This is a genomic window from Ruegeria sp., from assembly GCF_040830605.1.
Classification (GTDB): domain Bacteria; phylum Pseudomonadota; class Alphaproteobacteria; order Rhodobacterales; family Rhodobacteraceae; genus Ruegeria.
In genome coordinates, this window is record NZ_JBFOMD010000010.1 from 16,437 (window position 1) to 39,404 (window position 22,968).

A 22,968-nucleotide genomic window follows, 5' to 3' on the forward strand; every position below is an offset into this window, starting at 1 on the left:
GTCTGTTAGGCGCTACGGAGCCTTGTTTACAGTTGGCCTGTTTGTCACCCGCCGCGACCCGGTCGGTTTGCGTGGGATATTGGTTTAGGTCGACCGGTTTTCGATCATCCACTTGTTACGCTCCTTTCCTAGCGTGGCCTTGTTGGGTCTCGTCGTCTGCCGCCTTCGCGCGGCCTTCATTATTGGGAGAATGATATGTCACTGATTATCACAGGTGTATTGGACGGTCCGTTGACGGGCGGTTTGCCGAAGGCGGTTGAGCTATTTGTGACTGCCGATATCGCGGACCTGTCGGCGTTCGGTATCGGGTCAGCGAATAATGGCGGGGGATCGGACGGCGAGGAGTTTACCTTTCCGCCAGTGGCAGTGACCGCTGGCACTTATATCTACGTGTCCAGCGAAATCCCCGGCTTTACCGAATTCATGGGGTTCGGCCCCGATTACACGTCGAGCGCCCTGTCCGTAAACGGCGACGATGCAATCGAGCTGTTCCAGAATGGCTCGGTTATTGACCTGTTCGGGGACCCGAATGTCGATGGAACCGGGCAGCCTTGGGAATATCTGGACGGATGGGCCGCGCGCAACCCGGGTGCCACGGCCACCCCGGTCTTTGACATCTCTCAGTGGAGTTTTTCGGGCCCCAACGCTCTGGACGGCCAGGCCACCAACGCGACCGCAACCGTTCCCTTCCCAACCGCTTCCTTTGATGATGTGGCGCCAACGCCGACTTTCGTGATCAACGAGATCGACGCCGATCAGGACGGGACTGACAGTGCCGAGTTCATCGAGATCTATGACGGCGGGGTGGGCAATGCCTCGCTCGATGGGCTGACCGTGGTTCTCTACAACGGTAATGGCGATACGGCCTATGACACCATTTCGCTGGACGGGCTTTCGACCAATGCCGATGGGTATTTTGTCATCGGTTCCGCCAATGTTCCCAACGTGGATCTGGTGGAATTCACTACCAACGGGTTGCAGAATGGGGCTGATGCAGTCGCGCTCTATGATGGGCCTGCACCCGCCGGGCCGACCACTGACAATCTGCTGGATGCGGTGGTATATGGCACGTCTGACCCGGATGATACCGGGCTGTTGACGGCGCTCGGGCAGACCGTTCAGGCGGATGAAAGCGCAAATGGCAACTCGACCGGCGATGCGCTGGCGCGCCAGCCGGACCAGACCGGTGACTTCACGGCGCAGGCGCCGACCCCGGGGGAAAGCAACGTCATTCAGCCTCCCGCCGATATCACCCTGATCAGCGAAATTCAGGGCAGCGGCGGCACCGGCAACATGGCGCAGATAGGGGTTGATGATCGCAGCGTGCTTGAAGGGCAGACCGTGACGGTCCGCGCCATCGTGACCGCCGATTTTCAGGATGGGCTGCTGGGCAGTCAGGGCGATCTGAACGGGTTCTACATTCAGGAAGAAGAGATCGACTATGATTTCAACGACCTGACCTCTGAGGGGATCTTCATCTTTGACGGCACCGCTCCGCTGGTTGACGTCAATATCGGCGATCTGGTCGAGATAACGGGCGTCGTTGGCGAGAATTTCGGCCAGACCCAGATCACCGCAACGGCGGTTGCGGTTCTGGAGACCGATCAACTGGTGCCGGATGCTGTCGAGGTCACGTTCCCGACCGCCAATGTCATGCTGGATGATGACGGAAACTATGTCGCCAACCTGGAAGCCTATGAGGGCATGCTGGTGACCGTTGGGCAGGACATGACGGTGTCCGAGCTGTTCAATCTGGACCGCTTTGGCCAATACAATGTCACGGCAGATGGCAGACCGGTGCAGTTCACGCAGACCAACGATCCCGATGCGGCGGGCTTTGATCAGCACCTGCAGGATGTTGCTGCACGCACGCTGGTGCTGGATGACGGCTCGACTGTTCAGAACCCGGATCAGTTGCAGATCATCGACGGCAATGACGGTGTGCTGACCGCCGATGACAGTTTCCGCATGGGCGACACCATTTCCTCGATCACCGGTGTGGTGGGCTATTCCTTCGACGAGTTTCGCATCAATGCCGCCCAGGGGGACTACCAGCAAACCAACCCGCGTCCCGATGCGCCCGAGGATATTGGTGGCAACTTCAAGGTCGCCAGTCTGAACGTGCTCAACTATTTCACCACGATCGACCTGCCGGGCGCGACCACCGACAACGGCTCGGACCCGCGCGGCGCCGACACGGTTGAGGAGTTCGAGCGGCAGGCCGACAAGCTGGTCAATGCCATCGTCCAGATCGACGCCGATGTGCTGGGGTTGGTCGAGCTTGAGAACGACTTCGCGGGTACGAACTTCGCGATCAAGGACATCGTTGATCGGGTGAATGCGGAACTTGGCTCTGAGGTTTATGGTTTTGTCGATCCCGGGCAGGAATTCGTCGGTGGCGATGCCATCGCGAACGGTCTGATCTACAAGATCGACGAGGTCGGGCTGAGCGGTGACATGGCCATTCTCGAAACCTTCGAGGGGCGGGATTTCATCGACCCGCTTGGCGCTGGGCGCGGGCTGAACCGGCCCGCCATTGCGCAGACCTTCGAGGATCTGGACACCGGCCAGACCATCACGGTTTCCGTCAACCACCTGAAATCCAAGGGGTCACTGTCCGGCATCGCGGCGGACGAGGATCAGGGAGACGGTCAGGGCAACAACAATGCCACCCGCGCCGAGGCGGCGGATATTCTGGCTGACTGGCTGGCCAGCGATCCGACCGGGCAGGGGTCTGAGAATGTGCTGATCCTTGGTGACCTGAACTCCTACGCCAAGGAAGATCCGCTGACCGTGCTGTCGGATGCAGGATACACCGATCTTGCGGCGGCCGAACTGGGCGACGATGCCTATTCCTTCGTCTTTGACGGTCAGATCGGCACGCTGGATTACGTTTTGGCCAACGACGCGCTTGCCGCGAGTGTGGCCGGGGTGACCGAATGGCATATCAACTCGGATGAGGCCGACGCGCTGGACTACAATCTCGATTTCGGCCGCGATCCGACGCTCTATGACGGGGACAGTGCCACGCGCAATTCCGACCATGACCCGGTTATCGTCAGCTTCGATTTCGAGCCGGTCTACAACGTGATCGCGGGCACCAACCGTCGCGATTTCCTGTTCGGCACGGATGGTCGCGATCAGATCGACGCCAAGAACGGCAATGACTTTGTGTTTGCCGGAGACGGCGATGATCTGATCTTTGGCGGACGCGGCAAGGACAAGATCCTTGGCGGCGACGGAAACGATGACATCGATGCCGGGCGCGGAAGCGACCTGGTCTATGCCGGTGACGGCGATGACATCATCCGGGCAGGCGATGGCCGACATGACCTTTACTGGGGCGGCGATGGCGCCGACACCTTTGTGTTCTCTGCCGCACTTGCCGAGGACGGAAGCCGGGACAAGTCGGTCATTCTGGACTTTGACGTCTCGGAGGACGTGATCGATCTGGGCGGCGCGGAAATCGCGGATGTCCGCGAGTTCCTTGGATCGGTTCGGATCACACTCGAAGGCGGGCGTGACAAGATCGACCTGCTTGGGGTGTCCGATTTCGACGATATCGTCTTTGTCGACGAGTTTTCCGTCGTGTGATCGGGTAACAAACTCAAGAGGTGCTCTCGAACCCGTTTCGAGGGCACCGCAAGGGGAGGGATGCCGGTGAATGGCCGCTGGGCGAAAGTTTCGGCGGATCAAATTCGAAACTGGCACATCGGCGTGACACGCTGGCACTAGGCGGTAGTGAGCGCCTCCATCCTGACCCTGGTGATTGCCGCCTCGGCCTTGAGCCAGGCAATCAGGCGCGTTACTTGCGGGCGAACCGTCGCTTCGGTGCGGGTTTTGACGCGGTAGGGATGTTTGGCTGCAAGGCACTCATCGGCAGGAAACAGCAAGCTCACGAGCCCCGCCTCGATGTCATCGAGAACCAGGGAAAGCCCGCAGACAAGCAGGCCAGCGTCGGACTTCACCCCATCGATCGCGTTGCGGACATGCGCGTATTGCACCCCGCGTTCGGGCGACGTCCGGTCATGGGGATAAACGGCAAGCCAGTCCGCCCAGCCCGGCGTTTCGGGAATGGTGGGACGGTCCTGAAGATGCAGCAGCGGAAACCCCTCGATACTGTCCTGCTGAGAGTGGCGCCACACGCGGTCCTTGTTCCCGATCGTTCCCACCGGCAGATATTGCGGTGCGGTGTCGGCGGCCTTAGTTGCAAACGGATCGGCGACCCGGGCAGCGTTTTCCGGTGATCCGATCGGCAGAAACACTTCGGTATAAAGCTCATCTCCCGAAGCGGCGCGCCCTTGCGGGTCGCGGTCGACGAAGAGATCGGCCGCTCCGAGGCGCATCGGTACGTCGCCCTCACCATTGATGTTGAACAGAATGTTGGGATGCTCGGTCCGAAACCGCCCGAGCCGCGGCAGCAGCCACAGATCGGACCAGTCGGGGTCCGCGATGATGTGGATTTCGGTCGTGCGCTGGAAATCGAGACTGGCTGCCACGCGGTCCAAAGCCGAAAACGCGGCGTGCAGATCGTCGAGCGCACCCTCGAGAGCCGGCGTCGGGCGCAACCCGGATCGCCCGCGCAGGATCAGATCCGTGTCGAGGAATTTCTCAAGCGCCCGGATCCGTTGTCCTACCGCTGCAGGTGTGATGCCCAACTTCTCGGCAGCACCCCGAAGCGAACCTTCGCGGATCGCCATTTCCAACGCTTGAAGGGCGTTCAGGTGCGTGGTGCGCGCCATTTACTAAAGATTTCCTTTCTCGGCAAAGAAGACTATCCCAATTTGCGATGAAAACCTATCGCTCGCTAAGAATATCTTAGTTTGGCGATCACGGGTTGCGAGTGCACACTTGGCTTATCGAAGTTCAAGGAGGATCCAATGGCACAGATGAAACGCTTCATTATCGAACGCGACATTCCCGGGATCGGCCAGATGTCGGTGACCGAGCTTTGCGGCGCTGCGCGGGCATCCAACCAGGCATTGGATGACATCGGAACCAACATCCAGTGGCAGCATAGTTATGTCGCAGACAACAAGACGTTCTGCGTCTACCTGGCCGACAGTGAGGATGCCATTCGCAAGCATTCCGAACTCTCAGGCATTCCTGTTGGTGCGATCACTGAGGTTCCGCAGATCATCGATCCGCTCACCGCCAACAACTGAGCCGGGTGCGGCTCTTGGGTGCCCTGACCGGCGACTTGATCAGGGTCATCCACGTCATGAACCGGTGCTTCTTGGTGCGGCTGAGAGATAGCCCTCTCGACTATAGCCTCATCTGCTGATACCGCACGTGATTGAGCTCTGTTCTGATCCGGAACTTTTTGCTACTTCTCCGGTCAGCGCCGAAAATGCGCACTCCACTGCGTCTCCCAAGGTGCGACCTTTGGATGCCAAACAAATCTTCAGTGCATTTTTTGCAACAAGCACGTGAAAGCGTTGCAGCCTGTCAGTACTCAACAGGCTACAACGCTATTCCAGTCGTCCCGGCAACGCGGCCGGGACTCAAATACTGGTATGCACTCTTCACAATTTGAGGCGGGGTAATTCCCGCGCTCGTCACTCATTACAACCGGCACCTAATGTGCGTACAGATCCACCACTCACAGTGTTCCTGTAGTTTCGTTGATATCGTGGCAAACGTAAATTCGTGTAGTTGCCTAGGTAGATTTGCCTATAGCCGCGCTTAAGACTTCGAAAAGAGATTTGCGCTTAGTGCAAGGTCGACCAGCTCAGCAACGGAATGGATCTGCATCTTTTCAAGGATGCGTGCCCGATGATGATCGACTGTGCGCGGGCTGATACCCAGATGACGCCCGACATCCTTGCTGGAACTGTTCGACGGGCTCGAAACAAGTAGCTCGGCGATTTCCCGTTCCCGCTCGGTCAGCCTTTCAAATCGAGCCCGTACGTCCCGTGACTTGCCCTCGTAACATCGTGCACGCGCATCGAGTTGCAGCGCTTTTTCGATCCTCTCGATCAGAACATCCTGGCGAAAGGGCTTTTCCAGAAAGTCGACCGCCCCGTATTTCATCGCCTCTACAGCTTCGGGCACGCCGCCATGGCCGGTGATGAAAATGATAGGCAGGGCGCGGCCGCGTTTCACCAGAACCTGCTGCAGTTCGAGCCCGGACATGCCTGGCAGACCGTAGTCCAGGATCAAGCACCCCGGCAGCTCGTTGTCATAGCTTTCAAGAAAGTCCTGTGCAGATGCGAACGCCTCGGTGTTGTAGCCGCGTGTGCGCAGCGCCCGGGACAGCGAAATGCGGATGTCATCGTCGTCATCCACGATAAACACGACGGGATCAGGCATTAAGGTCATCCGGCGGACAGGTGGCGGTCTTCGGGCTGAGCGCAGGCAGTGTGAAACAAAACTGTGAGTGTCCTCTTTCGTCTCGCTGATACCATATTTTTCCAAGATGGGCTTCAACGATAGTGCGACAAATTGAAAGGCCCAGTCCCATGCCTTCCTTTTTTGTCGTGTGGAACTGTTCGAACGGGTCGGTGCCGTCAGCAATCCCGAGCCCACTGTCGGTCACGGATATCTCAATGCCCGTCTCGGTGTTGCGGGCGCGCACCGTGATCAGGCCCCCGGTACCATCGCCTGTGGCAATCGCCTCGATGGCATTGCGCAAAAGGTTCACCAGAACCTGCGCGATCTGCACCCGCGAGCCGTAGACCGGTTCGAGATCATCTGTGACCGTCCGTATGGCGATGCCGTTTTCCTTGGCATCAGGTCGTAACAGGTGGAGCGTCTGTTCCATAAGCTCCGCGAAATCAAATTCGGCCTTTTCCACACCTTCTTTTTTCACGAAGCCGCGCAGTGCCTTGATGATATCACCGGCCCGGTGGGCATGGCGGTCGGTTTCCTGCAGGATCTCTTTGAATTCGCCCTCCCTACCGGCGTTGTCATCCAGCAGGTAAAGTGCCGTGTCCATGTTCTGCGAGATCGCCAGTAAAGGCTGATTCAGCTCGTGCGCCAGACTGGTTGCCATTTGGCCCATGACGTTCACACGCGCCGAATGGTTCAGATCCTGACTCAGTTGCCGAATTTTCTGATCCGCGGCCTTGCGTTCGGTGATGTCGTCGACGGTGACAACCGCATGAAGCGGGTTTCTGGCGTCGTCGCGGATAACGATCACATTCTCGCTGACCCAGATGATGCTGCCGTCCTTGCGGCGATACCGCTTCTCGTGCACGTATTCTGATCCGCCGGTGCAGTCCTCAAAAAACACCGCTGCCACCGGATCGTCAGGGTGCGAGATATCGTGCACGCTCAGGTTCAGGATTTCGTCCTCGCCATAACCCAACATATCGGCCAGCTTGGTGTTGACGCGGATAAACCTGCCGGTTCGGGCCTGAATCTGCGCCATCCCGCGCGAGGCCAGATCGAAGGTGCGCCCGTATTCGGCCTCGGATTTCCGGCGTTCGGCTATCGCCTGCACCAGCGTTTCGTTGGCGCGTTCCAGCTCCTCATAGGTTTTGGGCAGCGGCTCTGACTCTGATACCTCGCCTTGCGAGACCAGCGCGGCGCGGACCGCGAAGGCGCGCACCGGCTTATGGATGTAATTCGCCAGCAACAGGCCGACGCCCCCGGTGATCAGGGCCACTGCCGCCGCGATCCAGATATTCGTCGCCCGGTTGTTCCTGATTTCGCCGGTAAAATCCGCCTCGGGCGCGTAGACGGCGATGGTCCAGGGCAGTTCCTCGCTGATCATGGGCATGACGATCGAGACATAGCTGGCCCCGTCATACAGAAATCTCGATATGACTTCGTGGTCGATCGATATATCGGCGCCCAAACCCAGATTGCCGAAAGCGGCTTTTGCAACCGGATCGTCGATCTCGCTGATATTGACAAAGCTGAACGAGCCATCGGTGTTTTCTTTCCGGATCAGATCCTGGTCCGGATGGGCGATCACGTCGCCGTTGCGGTTCAGGATCAGGGCGTGACCGCTCTCGCCGATATTCAGCCGCGACAGAAACTCCGAGATCGCCTCGATGCCGATATCGACACCCACAACGCCGCGCAGCACATTGTCGTCGCCGAATACCGGTGTCGCAGCGGTAATGCCGGGCGTCTGTGAGGTGAAAAAAATGTAAGGATCGGTCCAGATGCTGGTTAGTTCTGATTTCGCAGCTTTGTACCAGGGTCGTTTTCTGGGGTCGTAGGTGTCCTCGGGCTCTGGAGTTTCTTCGACAATCCGGTACTCGTTGTCGCGCCAGATCAGGTCGGTCGTACGTTCGCCGCCGTCCCACCTCACGAACTTGGTCCGGAACGGGCCGGGGCCGCCGCTGCGCATGACGTAGACGAAATTCCCCGCCTCATCGCCGTAAAAGATACCCGCAAACTGCGGCGCGATCTGCAATTGCTGGAACAGCAGCTTTTCAAGCTGGTTGAAATCCTCGCTGGCGACGACCCGGTTTTCCGCCAGCCGGGTGGCCAGTTCAACCGCACCTTTCGCGGGTCTGAGGAAGCCCCTGGAATGCTCGATCGTGTTGGTCCCGACATCGCTCAGCAATTCGTGGGCGTGTTTCAGCAGAGCCCTTTCGGAGGTCAGAAAGGACGAGAAAACCACGACTGTGATTGCAAGAAACTGCAATCCGGCCAGGCAAAGCGCTAGGATCATTCCAAGTGAAAGCTTCATCACTCAGCACAATCTATCAATTTTTTGCAAATGTTAAGGTTACGAGCTTCTATCGCAGACTTCTCGTTTTCCGAAGCTAGAGCAGCAACAAACTCAGTAGACGGATTCAGGTTCGTTGGGCAGAGCAAACTCCTTGAGGACTTGCCAATCGATCACTGGCGTATTCTGGCTGGAGCGGACAAGCTGCATGCGTTCGAAACGAAGGGTGCTGCCGATAAAGCGCTGTAATGTAGCGTGGATTCCTTGCTGCGTACTGCACTCCACTGCTCCGTAAACCACGCTGACATGGGGATCGAACCGACCTGGGTTTGCGGTGGCCGGCAACGCCTGAGCCAGTGCTGACTGCGCGGCTGACAACTGTGGTGGGCAGGAGAGTTGCAGGTAGATAGATTTGAAGAAACTATCACCGACAGTCACCCCAGTGACCGTCAACTCCTGCGCGGGGATGCGGGGGGCGTGTTGAGACAAGATTTGTGCCAGTTTCGCCTGACTGACTGGCAGATCGCCCAGCAGGGTCAAGTGCGGAAGAAAGGAAGGTGCCAAGCGGACCCGCGCGAACTCCTGCACAAGTACCTGTAACTCGGACAAAACGGGCTCGTTCGGGGCGAGCCACACCGAATAGAGCGCGGTGTCGTCGGTCATTTTCAGTGGGTTCCTCGGGCGATAAATTGGGGTTCAATCCTTATGGTTTCGCTGGCCTTGCCCGGCGCGTCGAGCCGTTCGCCCAGCAAGCGCAGGATGTGTGAGACGGTCCGATCCATATCGTTGCGGATGGTCGACAGGTTGAAGCTGGGCCAGGCGGCCATGGCGATGTCATCAAATCCGATAATCGCGAGGTCATTCGGAACCTTCAGCCCGAACTCCTTCTGTGCCGCCGACATAGCACCCAGGGCCATTGCGTCGTTGGCGCAGAACAGGCCGTCGATTTCGGTGGTCTGGCTCAGCAGGTTTTTCACCGCCGCATAGCCACCTTCGAAACTGTAATCCGATTGCAGCATTGCGACGGGCGCCATTCCCGCGGTTGCCATCGCCGCCTCGAACCCGGCGCGGCGTTCCTGATCTGACGAGAGATAGGTCAGACCGCCGATATACCCGAGCCGCCGACAGCCGCGCGCCAGAAGTTGCTGAACCGCGATTTCGGCGCCGCGTTCATTGTCGCAACAGACGCTGTCCACGCCTTCGGTCTGCATGTTCCGGCCCGAGACGATCACCGGGATGTTCAGCTTGGCGCAGTGGGTTGCCACTGATTCGCCCACGCTGCCGCCGCGCAGAATCAGTGCATCCAGCGGGTATCCGAGCACGCCCAGCACCTCGGCCTCGGAAATGTCATCCGACCCGCCCAGCACCACCGGCCATTTGCCCATGGCGTTCAGACCCTGCATCAGTTTGGCCAGAATCTCGCTGTCGAAATGGTTCACCAGATCGCCCGTCACAATGGCCACGAGGTTGGATCTGCCATTGCTCTGCAGCCCAGCTGCCAGCGCGTTGGGGCGATAGCCAAGCTCTTGTGCTACAAACAGAATTCGTTCGCGCTTGGCTTTGTCCACATAGGCGCCCGGCGTAAAGGCACGGGACACGGCCGACCGCGACACGCCGGCCGCTTTGGCCACCTGCTCGGCGGTTATGCGACGGGGCTTGCCGTCTTTGCCTCGATCCGTCTGTTGTCTCACCTTGTCACCCACCTTGGGCCAGTCTTTTTTGCAATCTACGAAATTCAGGCTTGCGTCATAAACCTGTCATTCCCTACCGTTATATGAACACGTGTGCACAATCTGTGTAGCAGAATTATGAAAGACGCAAAATGATGCTTGCTCCGGCCGATATCGAAACTGCCTCTGGCACGTTGGGGGCCGAGATCGCGCTGAGGGACCTGCGGGTGGGTTACGCCGAGCAGGACGTGCTGTCGGGCATCAATCTGGATGTGCACGCGGGCGAGTTCATCGCGCTGCTGGGTGCTTCGGGCTGCGGCAAGACCACGCTGCTCAGGGCGCTTGCCGGGTTCGTGCCGGTGCGCGGCGGCACCATCAGCGTCGATGGCCGGGACATGAGCCGAACCAAGCCCGAAGCGCGCGGCATGGCGATGATGTTCCAGTCCTATGCGCTGTGGCCGCATATGAATGTGGCGCAGAATATCGGCTATGGGCTGCGGCTGCGGCGCAAATCCCGTGCCGAGATCGATGCGCGGGTGGCCGAGATGGCCGACCTGGTGGGGCTGGGCGATCTGGTTCACCGCAAGATCGCAGCACTTTCGGGCGGCCAGCGGCAGAGGGTTGCGCTGGCTCGCGCGCTGGCCATCGACCCGCCGGTGTTGCTGCTGGACGAGCCGCTTTCCAACCTCGATGCCGGCATCCGCGCCAACATGCGTCACGAGATCCGCAGTTTGCAGCAACGGCTGGGCCTGACCACCGTGCTGGTCACCCATGACCGGGAAGAGGCGATGTCGATGGCCGACCGGGTGGTGATCCTGAATCAGGGCCGCATCGCGCAGGTCGGCACACCGGAGGAGGTCTTTCACACCCCCGCCAATCCTTACGTGGCGCGGTTCATGGGCGCAGGCAACGCGCTGTCGGGCAGCGCCCGGATTGACGGCAGTGCGGTGCAGCTTGAGGTTGACGGCCAGCCCCATCACCTGCCGCTTGCGGGCGGCTCACAAAGTGGAGTGCATTTCCCGCAGCCTGTCGATGGCGCCGTCGAGATCCTGTTTCACTCCGACGCGGCCTCGCTCAGCGATGCACGGGACGGCGGCCTCGTCCTGCCCGGCACGGTCGTGCAGCATTCCTATCTGGGGTCGGTCTATCGCCACGAGGTGCAGGTGGGCCACACCCGCATCATGGCGGACGACCCCGCAAAGATGCCCATCGGCAGCCCTGTCGATGTAAGCGTACCGGCCACGGCGCTACGTCTGTTTCCAGCAAAGTCCCAGACAGCCGTGACCGGAAAAGAGGCGGCGACGCAGGCCGCACAACACCTCTGATCCTTGGAGAAACACCATGAGACCCAAGATTGCAAACCTTTTTGCCTCGGCGGCCATCGCTTTGGTCACCGCGGGCGCAGCGCACGCCGAGGGCGTTCTGAACGTGGCCTCGGGCGGCAGCCAGAACATGGTCGACTACGTGACCGATTACCTCGGCCCCCTGTTCGAAGAGCAGAATCCGGGCTGGACAGTGAATGTCGTGGGCACCGGACCCGGCAATGCGGGCAGTCAGGCCATCCTTGAAAAGATCAAGGCGCAGGCCGGCAACGATGCGTGGGATACCGACGTGGTGGTCATGACCCAGCTCAAGACTGGCGAGATGGTGACCGAAGGGCTGTTGCAGCAATATGTGGGCGATATCGGCACCGGCTCGCTTGCCACTCGCGACACCGCCAAGGTGGCCCTGGGTACCGATGTCGAGGGCTATGTGATGCCGATGTTCCACAGCCAGACCGCGATTGCCTACAATCCCGATCTGGTCTCGAACCCGCCCGCCAGCTTTGATGAACTCAAGACCTGGACCGCCGAAAACAAGGGTGCGTTCGGCTATAACGGCATCAAGAACGGCATGTCCGGCGTCGCCTTTACCGCCGCGTGGATGTACGCCTATGCGGGCAATACCGACCAGTTGATGAACGGGCCTTACGATCCCGAATTAAAGAACGGCTGGGATGCGGCACTGGCGGATCTGAAGGCGTTCAACGAGAACGTGACGTTTACCCCCGGTAACGCGGGCACGCTGGATATGATGAACCGGGGTGAGATCGTGATGGGCCCGGTCTGGGTCGACATGTTCTACACTTGGCAGGCCGATGGCCGCCTGAACCCGGGTCTCAAGCTGCTGTTGCCGGAACCGGGGATGCCGGGCCAGCCCTACTACTACGCGATCCCGGCCAAGGCTGAAAACGCCGATGCCGCGCGCAAGTTCATCGAACTCGCCACCAGCCCCGAGGTGCAGGCCGAGGGCATCGTCAAACGCTTCAACTGGTATCCGGGGATCGATGCCCAGCATGTCGAGGGCGCGCTGGACAAGGCGGTCTGGGACAAGCTGTTTACCGACGTGACCCCGGAGGATCTGGCCGCCAAGGGTAAGCCTTTCCCGCTGGGTCCGTTCTTTGACGACATCCGCGAGGCCTATGAGCTGAAGGTTTCCAACTGACCCGAACCTCCCACGGAAGCCTTGCGCGGGCTGCTCATGCGGCCCGCGCCCCAAGTTCCCAGGCCTGACCGCATGATCAACCGCAAGACATCCGTGATCCTGATCGCCCCGGCGCTGGCCCTTCTGGGACTGCTGTTCCTCTACCCGCTGGGTTATTCCCTGATCTGGGCGTTCCGGGATGAGGAGTTGGGCGGCTGGGGCCTGCAGAATTTCATCAAGTCCTGGGGGCTCTATTCCTCGGATATCCTGTTCACGCTGATCATCGTCACGCTCTCGACCGCCATCATCGGCGCGCTTTCCGTCGCCATCGGCGGTTATCTGACCCTGGGCGAGAACCGGGTGGCGCTGACCATCCTGCGCTGGCTCTACCGCTGGCCCCTCTTCATTCCCTTCGTGGTCGCTGCACAGCTGATGCGAACCTTTCTGGCCAAGAACGGCATGATGAACAACATCATCGTCCAGGCCGGGCTTATGGAGCCCCTGCAGGCGGCGAGCTTTCTCGACTGGCGCGGCATCGTCATCACCTTCGTGTGGAAACAGACGCCTTTCGTGGCGCTGCTGGTGGCGGGTGCCATGGCGGCGCTGGACCGGTCCACCATCGAGGCGGCGCGCAACTTGGGCGCTGGGCGCACTCGTATCCTGTTCCAGATCGTGGTGCCGCAAGTGGCGACCACGCTGATGGTGGGGCTGATCCTGTCTTATGTGGTCATGATGTCGGTGCTTTCGGTGCCGATGATGATCAACGCGCAGACCCCCACCATGATCACCGTCGACATGGCCTGGCGCATCAACGCCTATTCCGATTACGGCGTCGCCAACGCGCTCGGCTTTATCTCCTACGCCATGACCGCCGTTATCGCCTGGGTCTATCTGAGGCAGGGCGTCCGTGAAGGAGGTAACCCGGCATGAGCATCCTGCGCTCCACCCTCACCGCCGTGCTGCTGGCGCTCTTGGCCTTTGCCATCTTCGGTCCGATCACCAATATGCTGATCTGGTCGGTGGCCGAAACCTGGTATTTCCCTGCGAAACTGCCGCAAAGCTACGGCTTTTCCTTCTGGGAACGGGTGTTCCGCCCGCAGGGCAACGCCATGGAGTCGCTCTGGAACTCGGTCCTGATCGCGCTGTTCACCGTGTTGGCCTCGCTGGCCGTCGCCATTCCCGCAGGGCTTGCGCTGGGGCGCGGCAGATTGCCGTGGCGGGCGCTGTTTCTGCTCCTGTTCCTGCTGCCGCAGGCGTTTCCGTCGATCGCGGTGCACATGAACATCGCGCGCATCTTCTACGGGCTGGGGCTGAACGGCACCTATACCGGTGTGGTGCTGGTACATACCATTCAGGGGCTGGTGTTCAGCGTCTGGATCGCCACCGCCGCCTTTGCCGCCGTGGACCGCGAACTGGAAGAGGCCGCCGCCAATATCGGTGCCTCGCCCTTTACCGTCTTCCGCACCGTGACCCTGCCGCTGGCTTTGCCCGGGCTGATGGCCAGCGCCATCTTCGTCTTCCTGATCTCGCTGGATGAGTTCACCGGCACATTCTTTGTCGGTGTGCCGGACGTGACGACGATGCCCCTGTTGCTGTTCACAGCGTCGATGGAGGGCAACTACCAGATCGCGTCGATCACCGCACTGATCCTGCTGGTGCCCTCAGTCGGGTTCATGCTGTTCATCGAACGCTTCCTGAAATCCGACGTTCTGGCCAAGGTGGGGAGTTGAGCCCGTGGACGCACCCAACAGAGTTTTCAATTTGCAGAGGTTGCGGCAAAATTCGGCTAGGCGGAGATTTCCCGGAGGGATCGTTCAAGGCTGTTCCGATCGGGGTCGATCCTAACTGACAATTCGTCGCCTCGGGTTTTCACAATCGAGACGCGGGATGTTCCGGACGCTCATCGCAATTTCAGACACCTAATTTTGGTGGTTGGACAACTGGGCGATCAGGGGAGAACTACGCGATGGAGTATACTTTTGCGAACACGTGCTTTGAGCGCTCTACATGGTGTCGCATTGTAACTCACGCTGCACTGTGCGACCTCCGTAGGCTGAGTGGTCCGTAAGCAGTGCGGCGAGTTCGGGACGGCAGGAGCCGCAGTTTGATCCGGCCTGAAGCACCGCCCCAATCTCGTCCACACTGACCGCCCGTTTCGCTTCGATCGCGCGAACGATCGTGTTCAGCCCAACCCCAAAACACGAGCAAATCACCGGCCCGGGATCTTCCAACGTCGGAGGGGCGCGACCGGTTAATACCTGTTCAGGTGCGGTCTCGAGCTGAGTCGACACATAGTCACGCATCAACGCCGCCGGTTCCGGCGCTATGAATAGTGCCGCTTTCAGCCGGTTCCGTTCCGCCAAGGCAAGGCGATAGGCCCCCCGTGCCGGATCGGCTGCTGCGATGACCGCGGCGTCCGGCAACCCAAACCAGCCGCGTGCCGTTTCCTCCCAGTCATTTACCGGAGTGTATCCGGCCAGTTCCGTTCGATATCCTTTCTGAGTTCTGGCCGTTGCCCAGTAGTCTACAGGTGGCGATATCGGTGCGGTTGAAATGGCAAATCCGTACCAGGCGGCCTTCATGCGGCGGACGGAAACCGCGACGGTCTTGCTTTCCGGCTGCCCGGAAACAGGGTCGGTAACGCTGGGAACCAGCGCGTTAACGCGTGCCGACGGTGCCGTCTCGCCGGTCCAGTGAATCGGTGCAAAGACCTGACCCGGCGCTACGGTATCAGTCATGCGCGCCCGAAATATCGAGCGACCCACCGAGCTTTCCACCTCGACAAGGTCTGCCGGGGACAGATCAAGGCGTTTGGCATCTTCGGGGTGAATGTCCAAAAACGGTTCGGCGAGGTGCGCCGACAGGCGGGGCGACAATCCACTGCGGGTCATCGTGTGCCATTGATCCCGGATGCGACCGGTGTTCAGGCAAAAGGGATACTTCGGATCGGTCTTTGTCGCGGGTGGTCGGTGACGTACCGGCACAAACCGCGCCTTGCCGTCAGGATGGAAGAAACGCCCGTCGCTGAAAAACCTCCCGCCGTTGCGGTGTTTGCGAACCGGCCACTTTATGGGCTCCAATTCCGCGTAGGCGGCATCGGTGATGTCCGCCAGTCCGGCAATATCGAAGTCCTTTTTGAATCTGCTCGCAACCGACGAAAGTGCTGCAAATTCACGAAAGATCTCGGCAGGAGACCGGTAGTCGAAAGCCGAGGTCCACCCCATACGGCGCCCCACCTCAGCCAGAATGTCCCAATCGGGCCGCGCTTGTCCCGGCGGAGGCAAGACCGCGCGCTGTCGGCTGATGGTGCGGTCGGAATTCGTGACAGTGCCGCTTTTTTCTGCCCATCCGGCAGCGGGTAGCAGAACATCCGCCAAACGCGCTGTATCTGTTTTCTCGGTAAGGTCGCTGACGACCGTGAACGGGCATGCCGCGATGGCTTTTGCAACCTTGTTGGCATTGGGCATGGTGACCGCCGGGTTGGTGTGAATGATCCACAGAGCTTTGATCTGTCCGTTGTCCACCGCGCGGAACAGATCGACGGCCTTAAGTCCGGGGCTCTCAGGCAAGGCCGGTGCATTCCAGAACTGCTGCACGGCATCGCGATGATCTGCGTTTTCGATGTCCAGATGGCAGGTCAGCATATTGGCCAACCCACCCACTTCACGGCCGCCCATCGCGTTGGGTTGACCTGTCACAGAAAATGGGCCCATCCCCTCGCGGCCGATCCGGCCGGTTGCCAGATGGCAATTGAGGATTGCATTGACCTTATCCGTCCCGCTGGAGGATTGGTTCACACCCTGACTGAAGATCGTGACCACACGGTCGGTCTTGATCCAAAGCTCGCAGAACGCTTCGATCTCGTGGGCAGTGAGGCCCGTGACCGCTGTACTATCTTGCTGAGCCGCGGCGAGCGCATCCTGGATTCCGACGGTCCGGGCCAGAAATTCCGGCGAGACATGCCCGCCCTCGTGAATTCTGGTCATTAACTGGTTGAAGAGGGCGACATCGCTTCCCGGCTTCAAGGCCAGATGGAGGTCCGCCTGATCACAGCTAGCGGTGCGACGCGGATCGATCACAACAATCCTGGTTCCTCGGGATTGCCGTGCCGCCAATACGCGCTGATAGAGGACCGGATGGCACCAAGCCAAATTCGATCCAACCAAAACAACAAGATCAGCCTGATCCAGATCCTCATAGGTGCCTGGCACTGTGTCGGTTCCAAACGCTCGTTTGTGGCCGGCTACCGTCGAGGCCATGCACAGCCGAGAGTTGGTGTCGATATTCGCGGATCCTATGAACCCTTTCATCAGCTTGTTGGCGACGTAGTAGTCTTCCGTCAGCAACTGGCCCGAGACGTAGAATGCCACGCTGTCAGGGCCGTGCTTGTCAATCGAGTCTGAAAACCGATCGGCTACCAGCTGCAACGCATCGTTCCAGTTTGAGTCCTGGCCTAAGACCTGCGGAGTTAGCAAGCGATGCTCCAGACCCACCGTTTCGCCCAAGGCCATACCTTTAGAGCATAGACGACCGTAGTTGGCCGGGTGGTCCGGGTCGCCGCGAACCGCCAGCCCTCCAACCCCGTCCGAGCGCAGCAGGACCCCGCAGCCGACGCCGCAATAGGCACAGGTCGAGCGGACCTCGGGGAGGAGGGTGCCGTCCATCAGGCCGCACTCCGCCGGGCAACCGCGCCATTGTCCAGCAGGATGCGCCCGTCTTCGAGGCGAACGGGGTAGGTGGTGATCCGGCCATTGTCAGCACCTTGTGCCTCGCCTGTGTTCAAGTCGAAAACCCAGTTGTGCAGCGGGCAAGTTACCGACTGGCCATGGACGATGCCTTCGGACAGGGGGCCGCCCTTGTGAGGGCAGCTATTGGTCGCCGCATACACTTCAGTCTCGGCGGTGCGAAAGACGGCGATGCAGCCGATATGCGTTTTCACCAGCCGCGCCCCGCGCAGAGGCACGTCGTCGATATGTCCGATGTCGATCCAACTCATTCCGCAGCCTCCAGTGTGAAATCTGCAATCGGCGCGTAGGTCTGCGCCTTTTCCCGTACATGTTCAGCCCATGGGTCCTTGCGGTAAATGCTTTGCGACAGCTCGAACCGGGCGACCAGGGCTGCGCGGTTCTCAATGTCGTCCACGACCTGAGCCTTGACCCAATCCATGCCAACCTTGCTCAGCCATTTATACAGACGATCCAGATACTTACCGCCTTCGCGGTACGCTTGCGTGACCGCCATCACGACCTCGATGGCTTCATCCTCGGTGGGTACCTGACACAGCAGTTCGGTCTCTTTCACGTCCATACCTGCGGCACCACCGATGCTGATCTGATAGCCCGAGTCCACACAAACGACACCGATGTCCTTGCATGTCGCCTCGGCGCAGTTGCGCGGGCAGCCAGAAACGGCCAGCTTCAGCTTGTGAGGCGTCCAAGATCCCCACAGGATTTTCTCGAGCTTGATACCGAGGCCGGTGCTGTCCTGTGTTCCAAAACGGCAATGATCCGTGCCGACGCAGGTTTTGACCGTGCGCAGGCCCTTGGAATAGGCGTGCCCCGACACCAGCCCCGCCTTGTTCAGATCCGACCAGATCGCAGGCAGGTCTTCACCCTTCACGCCCAGCAGGTCGATGCGCTGACCGCCGGTGACTTTGACGGTTGGCACGTCGTACTTGTCGGCGGCATCAGCAATGGCGCGCAGTTCTTCGGGCGTGGTGATCCCACCCCACATACGCGGTACAACACTGAAGGTGCCATCCTTCTGGATGTTTGCGTGTTTGCGTTCGTTCACGAACCGGCTTTGCGGGTCGTCCTGATACTCCAATGGCCAATCTGCCAGCAGGTAATAGTTGATCGCTGGACGGCAGACATGGCAGCCGTTGGGCGTTGTCCAGCCCAACTCCTGCCAGACAGCGGCCTGGCTTTTCAACTCTTGCCCCTTGATCAGGCGGCGCACGTCCTCGTGGGTCAGGTCGGTGCATCCGCAGATTGGTTGCGCGGTGGGAATCTGGAAGTCGTCGCCCAAAGTGACTTGCAGCACTTGCTCGACCAGCCCCGTGCATGTCCCGCAGGAAGCACTGGCCTTTGTACTTGCGCGCACCGCGCCCAGATCGCTGGCGCCCGCGTTGATCGCCTCGACAATGTCGCCTTTGCATACGCCGTTGCAGCCACAGATCTCCGCCTCAGGCGGCAATGCTGCAACGGCTGAGAGAGGGTCCGCGGTGTCGCCCCCCTGATAGGCCGGTCCGAATATCAGCGTGTCACGCATGTCTTCGATGCTGGTGCCGTCCTTGATCAGGCCGAAGAACCAGTTGCCGTCGGCGGTGTCGCCATACATGACAGCGCCAACCAGACGGTCCTCCTCAATCACAAGCCGTTTGTAGACTCCGCGCGAGGGGTCGCGGAAGACAATGTCCTCGCGGCCCGGGCCATCGGCAAAATCGCCAGCGCTGAACAGATCGCATCCGGTGACTTTCAGCTTGGTCGCCAATTCTCTGACAACAAAGGCGTCCGCTTCTCCCAACAGGCTTTGGGCCAGAACCTTCGCCTGATCATAAAGCGGTGCAACAAGGCCGAAGAGATGCCCGTCGAACTCGACGCACTCCCCAACCGCGTAGATGTCCGGGTCCGAGGATTGCAACTGCGCGTTCACCTCGATGCCGCGTGCCACATCCAGCCCGGCATCGGTTGCCAGGCGCGTTTCGGGCCGGATGCCAACTGCCATCACCACCAGATCGGCGGGCAATACGTCGCCGCTTTCTAGAAGAACGGCCTCGGCCCGGTCCTCGCCGAGAACCGCCTTGGTCGACGCCTGTGTCAGAACGCTGATCCCGCGCTTTTCTAGATCTTTGCGCAGCAAATACCCAGCGGCCTCGTCCAACTGCCTTTCCATCAAGTGCCCCATCAGGTGCACCACGGTTACATTCATGCCGCGTTCGGTCAGTCCGGCTGCCGCCTCCAAACCCAACAAACCGCCGCCGATCACGACCGCATTGCCGCCTTCATCAGCCGCGTCAATCATCGCGTTGGTGTCGTCCATATCCCGATAAGTGATCACACCCTGCAGGTTGTTGCCGGGAACTGGAATGATGAAAGGGGCGGAACCGGTTGCGATCACCAGCTTGTCATAGGGGACATGCCCCTTCTCGCCCTCGACTACCTTCATCTCTGGGTCGATATTCACCACATGCTCGCCAAAGCGGCAGGTGATGCCACGCGCGGCATACCAGTTCTCATCATGGGTTATGATTTCTTCATAGGTTTTCTCGCCCGACAGAACCGGGCTGAGCATGATGCGGTTATAGTTCCCGCGTGGCTCGGCGTTGAACAGGGTGATGTCGAACGCGTCGGGCGCGGCGTCGGTCAGGTGTTCCAGCACCCGGCCAGAGGCCATGCCTGCGCCTATGACGACCAATCTTTGTTTCATGGTTTCACTCCGCTGCAATCGCCTTGGGGGCGGGCGTTTTCGGCTTGGCGCCGTGTTCATACTCTTCAAGGAAATCGAGGACTTCCTGCCGGTAGGCGTAGTAATCCGGGTGTTCCAGCAAGGCTTTACGCGTCCGTGGGCGCGGCAGGTCGACCTTGGTGATTTTGCCTATTGTTGCTTGGGGGCCGTTGGTCATCATCACCACCCGGTCAGCCAGCAGGATCGCCTCGTCCACATCATGGGTCACGCAGATCGCGGTGACCTTGGTGCGGGACCAGACCTCCATCAGCACTTCCTGTAATTCCCAACGCGTCAGGCTGTCGAGCATCCCGAAGGGCTCATCCAACAGCAGCAGTTTTGGGGACAGGGCAAAGGCGCGGGCGATGCCGACGCGTTGCTTCATACCGTTCGACAGGTCCGAAGCGGACTTGTCCATCGCATCGGCCAGGCCAACGCGTTCCAGATAGTATTCAACGACATCCTGCCGCTCGGCGATGCTGGCCTTGGGATAGACCTTGTCGACGCCGATGGCGACGTTCTCTTTGGCACTGAGCCAAGGGAACAGGTTGGGCGACTGGAATACCACTGCGCGCTCGGGATCGGCCCCTTCGACGTGACGACCATCCAGCTTGATTGCGCCTTTTGAGATGTCATTCAGCCCGGCGGCCATGGTCAGAACCGTGGATTTACCGCAGCCCGAGTGCCCGATCAGCGAGATGAATTCACCTTTGTCGATCTTGAGGTCGAAATCCTCGACCACGGTCAGCGGGCCTTTGGGGGTCGGATAAACCTTGTGCAGTTGCGAGAAATCGAGGAAGCGGTTTTCGATCATCCCCTTCTGCGCCTCGGCCACCGCCGTCGGCACGCCGTGAATCGGTGTCACGTCGGGCAGGATGCGGGATCCTTCAACCTTGGCCTCAATCCCCACATCCATAAGGTATTTGGTGACGTCCGCGCGTAGCCGTTTGAAAGTCTCATCGTTGTTCATCGCCCCCCGGTCCCGCGGACGGGGGATTGAGACGCGGAACTCTTGCCCCAAAGTCCCATCAGGGTTCAGAGCGATGATACGGTCAGCCAGAATGATCGCCTCATCCACATCATTGGTGATCAGTACGCAGGTCTTCTTGTCGACCTCCCAGATGTGCTCGATCTCATCCGCCAGGTTGGCACGGGTCAAAGCGTCGAGCGCGGACAGCGGCTCATCCAGCAGCAACACTTCAGGGTTCATCGACAAGGCTCGGGCCACATTGACCCGCTGGCGCATCCCGCCGGACAGTTCCGCCGGGCGACGCGTCGCAGCGTGGCTGAGGCCCACCATCTGGACATAATGCGCGACCTTCTCGGACTTCTCGGTCTTGCTGAGCCCGGGGAAAACCGTATCAACCGCCAGACCCACATTGCCGCTGACCGTCAGCCACGGCATCAGCGAGTAGTTCTGGAAGATCACGCCCCGTTCCGGCCCCGGCCCTTTGATCGGGGCACCTTTGAACGTGACCTCCCCGCTGGTCGGAGTATCCAACCCAGCCATCAGGTTGATCAGGGTGGTTTTGCCGGTGCCCGAAAAGCCGAGGATCACCAGAAACTCACCCTCATGCACGTCCAGGTCGATCCCGTTCAGCACATCCGCGCGCGCGGTACCCTCGCCAAAGGATTTCGAGGCGTTCTTGAAGCTCAGAATGCTCATCACGCTCACCTGTTGTTCGTGAAGGTAAAGAGGGATTGCAGTGCGTACATCACCCGGTCCAGCAGGAAGCCGATGATGCCGATGGTGAAGACCGCAACCATGATCTTGGCGAGTGAGCTGGACGAGCCGTTCTGGAACTCATCCCAGACGAATTTGCCCAGACCGGGGTTTTGTGCCAGCATTTCGGCTGCGATCAGGACCATCCAGCCGACGCCCAGCGACAGACGCAGGCCGGTGAAGATCAGTGGCAGGGCCGAGGGCAGCACCAGCTTGGTGATCTTGGTATAGGTGTTCATTTTCAATACCTTGGAAACGTTCACCAGATCCTTGTCGATGGATGCCACACCCAGCGCGGTGTTGATCAGCGTCGGCCACAGCGAGCATAGGGTCACTGTGATGGCCGAGATTAGGAAGGACTTGGCAAACCATCCATCATTGGTGACGTAGATCGCCGAGACGATCATGGTCACGATCGGCAACCATGCCAGAGGTGAGACCGGTTTAAAAATCTGGATCAACGGGTTCAGCGCCGCATTTGCGGTCGGTGACAGGCCCGCAGCGATGCCAAGGGGGACAGCGATAACAGTGGCGATCAGAAAGCCGAAAAACACGGTTTTGATCGAGGTCCAGATTTGCTGGTAGTAGGACGGAGCGCCAGTATAGGCGACTTGCTTGACCTCATCCGCCCTGCCCGCATCGATCAGCTTCTGGTTCCGCGTTTCAACCATGGCCTCGAACTTGGCGCGTTTGGCGGCCTTGGCCTGCGCATCCTCATTCAGGTTGACCATCTCGGCCCAAACCTGTGACGGCCCGGGGACCGCACCCAGTGAAGTTTGCACTTTCGGAGCCAGTGTGGCCCAGAGCAGCAGGAAGGCACAGATCGACAGCAGGGGTACGATCAGCAACCGCCAAATCTCGGTCATCTGGGCGCGTGGGTTGTCTCCGGCGGCGGCCTTCAGGACTGGCGTGGCCCAGCTGAGGCCCAGAACCTGAAACCATTTATCTGCGGCGTTGATGCGGGTGAACAGGCGGGCGCGACGCTCCTCGCGGGTGGCGTCTGCGTTGAATTCGGGATCGACCGTTGTCATCTGATGTGT

16 protein-coding genes are annotated in these 22,968 nt (G+C 59.8%); 6 read left to right on the top strand and 10 right to left on the bottom strand.

Annotation, left to right across the window (positions count from 1 at the left end; genetic code table 11):
• Positions 1 to 195 precede the first annotated feature (195 nt).
• Positions 196 to 3,594: an ExeM/NucH family extracellular endonuclease gene (locus AB3N21_RS16015; protein WP_367936159.1), complete on the top strand. Its 3,399-nt coding sequence runs from the start codon at positions 196 to 198 to the stop codon at positions 3,592 to 3,594.
• Positions 3,595 to 3,731: 137 nt separating this feature from the next.
• Here AB3N21_RS16015 and AB3N21_RS16020 read toward each other — a convergent pair whose 3' ends face one another.
• Entirely contained in the window at positions 3,732 to 4,742 is a 1,011-nt protein-coding gene (locus AB3N21_RS16020) for a LysR family transcriptional regulator (protein ID WP_367936160.1), read from the bottom strand.
• A 138-nt stretch (positions 4,743 to 4,880) separates the two neighbouring features.
• Here AB3N21_RS16020 and AB3N21_RS16025 point away from each other — a divergent pair, with 138 nt between their 5' ends.
• Entirely contained in the window at positions 4,881 to 5,165 is a 285-nt protein-coding gene (locus tag AB3N21_RS16025) for a DUF4242 domain-containing protein (protein WP_171180344.1), read from the top strand.
• 520 nt (positions 5,166 to 5,685) lie between these two features.
• Here the strand turns inward: AB3N21_RS16025 and AB3N21_RS16030 are convergent.
• From AB3N21_RS16030 to AB3N21_RS16045, 4 genes are all read right to left on the bottom strand, one after another.
• A complete protein-coding gene (locus AB3N21_RS16030; protein WP_367936161.1) occupies positions 5,686 to 6,288 on the bottom strand; it encodes a response regulator transcription factor in 603 nt (200 codons plus the stop codon).
• Between the two features lie 16 nt (positions 6,289 to 6,304).
• The gene (locus AB3N21_RS16035; protein WP_367936162.1) at positions 6,305 to 8,647 is read right to left on the bottom strand and encodes a cache domain-containing protein; all 2,343 of its coding nucleotides are present in this window, start codon (positions 8,645 to 8,647) and stop codon (positions 6,305 to 6,307) included.
• 93 nt (positions 8,648 to 8,740) lie between these two features.
• A complete protein-coding gene (locus tag AB3N21_RS16040) occupies positions 8,741 to 9,289 on the bottom strand; it encodes a 2'-5' RNA ligase family protein (protein ID WP_367936163.1) in 549 nt (182 codons plus the stop codon).
• Between the two features lie 2 nt (positions 9,290 to 9,291).
• Positions 9,292 to 10,317, bottom strand: a complete 1,026-nt coding sequence (locus tag AB3N21_RS16045; RefSeq protein ID WP_367936164.1) for a LacI family DNA-binding transcriptional regulator — start codon at positions 10,315 to 10,317, stop codon at positions 9,292 to 9,294.
• A gap of 131 nt (positions 10,318 to 10,448) precedes the next feature.
• Between AB3N21_RS16045 and AB3N21_RS16050 the strand changes: the two genes are divergently transcribed.
• From AB3N21_RS16050 to AB3N21_RS16065, 4 genes are all read left to right on the top strand, one after another.
• A complete protein-coding gene (locus tag AB3N21_RS16050; RefSeq protein ID WP_367936165.1) occupies positions 10,449 to 11,621 on the top strand; it encodes an ABC transporter ATP-binding protein in 1,173 nt (390 codons plus the stop codon).
• Positions 11,622 to 11,637: 16 nt separating this feature from the next.
• Positions 11,638 to 12,780 (top strand): extracellular solute-binding protein, encoded by a 1,143-nt coding sequence (locus tag AB3N21_RS16055; RefSeq protein WP_367936166.1) that lies wholly within the window; start codon positions 11,638 to 11,640, stop codon positions 12,778 to 12,780.
• 72 nt (positions 12,781 to 12,852) lie between these two features.
• Complete coding sequence (locus AB3N21_RS16060; RefSeq protein WP_367936167.1) at positions 12,853 to 13,689, top strand: ABC transporter permease; 837 nt, start codon at positions 12,853 to 12,855, stop codon at positions 13,687 to 13,689.
• On the top strand, positions 13,686 to 14,489 hold the full coding sequence (locus AB3N21_RS16065; RefSeq protein WP_367936168.1) for an ABC transporter permease: 804 nt from the start codon (positions 13,686 to 13,688) through the stop codon (positions 14,487 to 14,489). The genes AB3N21_RS16060 and AB3N21_RS16065 overlap by 4 nt, the downstream gene beginning before the upstream one ends.
• Before the next feature lie 273 nt (positions 14,490 to 14,762).
• On the opposite strand, the gene AB3N21_RS16070 is transcribed toward AB3N21_RS16065, so the two are convergent.
• From AB3N21_RS16070 to AB3N21_RS16090, 5 genes are read right to left on the bottom strand one after another with little or no spacing between them, the layout of a single operon-like run.
• Complete coding sequence (locus AB3N21_RS16070) at positions 14,763 to 17,423, bottom strand: molybdopterin-dependent oxidoreductase (protein ID WP_367936169.1); 2,661 nt, start codon at positions 17,421 to 17,423, stop codon at positions 14,763 to 14,765.
• Complete coding sequence (nirD, locus tag AB3N21_RS16075; protein WP_367936170.1) at positions 17,423 to 17,755, bottom strand: nitrite reductase small subunit NirD; 333 nt, start codon at positions 17,753 to 17,755, stop codon at positions 17,423 to 17,425. The genes AB3N21_RS16070 and nirD overlap by 1 nt, the downstream gene beginning before the upstream one ends.
• On the bottom strand, positions 17,752 to 20,187 hold the full coding sequence (nirB, locus tag AB3N21_RS16080; RefSeq protein ID WP_367936171.1) for a nitrite reductase large subunit NirB: 2,436 nt from the start codon (positions 20,185 to 20,187) through the stop codon (positions 17,752 to 17,754). Before nirB ends, nirD begins: the two co-directional genes overlap by 4 nt.
• A gap of 4 nt (positions 20,188 to 20,191) precedes the next feature.
• Positions 20,192 to 21,871, bottom strand: coding sequence for an ABC transporter ATP-binding protein (locus AB3N21_RS16085; protein ID WP_367936172.1), 1,680 nt, complete (start codon positions 21,869 to 21,871; stop codon positions 20,192 to 20,194).
• A 5-nt stretch (positions 21,872 to 21,876) separates the two neighbouring features.
• The gene (locus AB3N21_RS16090; protein WP_367936173.1) at positions 21,877 to 22,959 is read right to left on the bottom strand and encodes an ABC transporter permease; all 1,083 of its coding nucleotides are present in this window, start codon (positions 22,957 to 22,959) and stop codon (positions 21,877 to 21,879) included.
• Between the last annotated feature and the right edge of the window lie 9 nt (positions 22,960 to 22,968).

Coding starts and splice junctions, on each gene's coding strand:
- AB3N21_RS16015 (WP_367936159.1), top strand. CDS start 196: ATGTCACTGATTATCACAGGTGTATTGGACGGTCCGTTGACGGGCGGT.
- AB3N21_RS16020 (WP_367936160.1), bottom strand. CDS start 4,742: ATGGCGCGCACCACGCACCTGAACGCCCTTCAAGCGTTGGAAATGGCG.
- AB3N21_RS16025 (WP_171180344.1), top strand. CDS start 4,881: ATGGCACAGATGAAACGCTTCATTATCGAACGCGACATTCCCGGGATC.
- AB3N21_RS16035 (WP_367936162.1), bottom strand. CDS start 8,647: ATGAAGCTTTCACTTGGAATGATCCTAGCGCTTTGCCTGGCCGGATTG.
- AB3N21_RS16040 (WP_367936163.1), bottom strand. CDS start 9,289: ATGACCGACGACACCGCGCTCTATTCGGTGTGGCTCGCCCCGAACGAG.
- AB3N21_RS16050 (WP_367936165.1), top strand. CDS start 10,449: ATGATGCTTGCTCCGGCCGATATCGAAACTGCCTCTGGCACGTTGGGG.
- AB3N21_RS16055 (WP_367936166.1), top strand. CDS start 11,638: ATGAGACCCAAGATTGCAAACCTTTTTGCCTCGGCGGCCATCGCTTTG.
- AB3N21_RS16060 (WP_367936167.1), top strand. CDS start 12,853: ATGATCAACCGCAAGACATCCGTGATCCTGATCGCCCCGGCGCTGGCC.
- AB3N21_RS16065 (WP_367936168.1), top strand. CDS start 13,686: ATGAGCATCCTGCGCTCCACCCTCACCGCCGTGCTGCTGGCGCTCTTG.
- AB3N21_RS16070 (WP_367936169.1), bottom strand. CDS start 17,423: ATGGACGGCACCCTCCTCCCCGAGGTCCGCTCGACCTGTGCCTATTGC.
- nirD (WP_367936170.1), bottom strand. CDS start 17,755: ATGAGTTGGATCGACATCGGACATATCGACGACGTGCCTCTGCGCGGG.
- nirB (WP_367936171.1), bottom strand. CDS start 20,187: ATGAAACAAAGATTGGTCGTCATAGGCGCAGGCATGGCCTCTGGCCGG.
- AB3N21_RS16085 (WP_367936172.1), bottom strand. CDS start 21,871: ATGAGCATTCTGAGCTTCAAGAACGCCTCGAAATCCTTTGGCGAGGGT.
- AB3N21_RS16090 (WP_367936173.1), bottom strand. CDS start 22,959: ATGACAACGGTCGATCCCGAATTCAACGCAGACGCCACCCGCGAGGAG.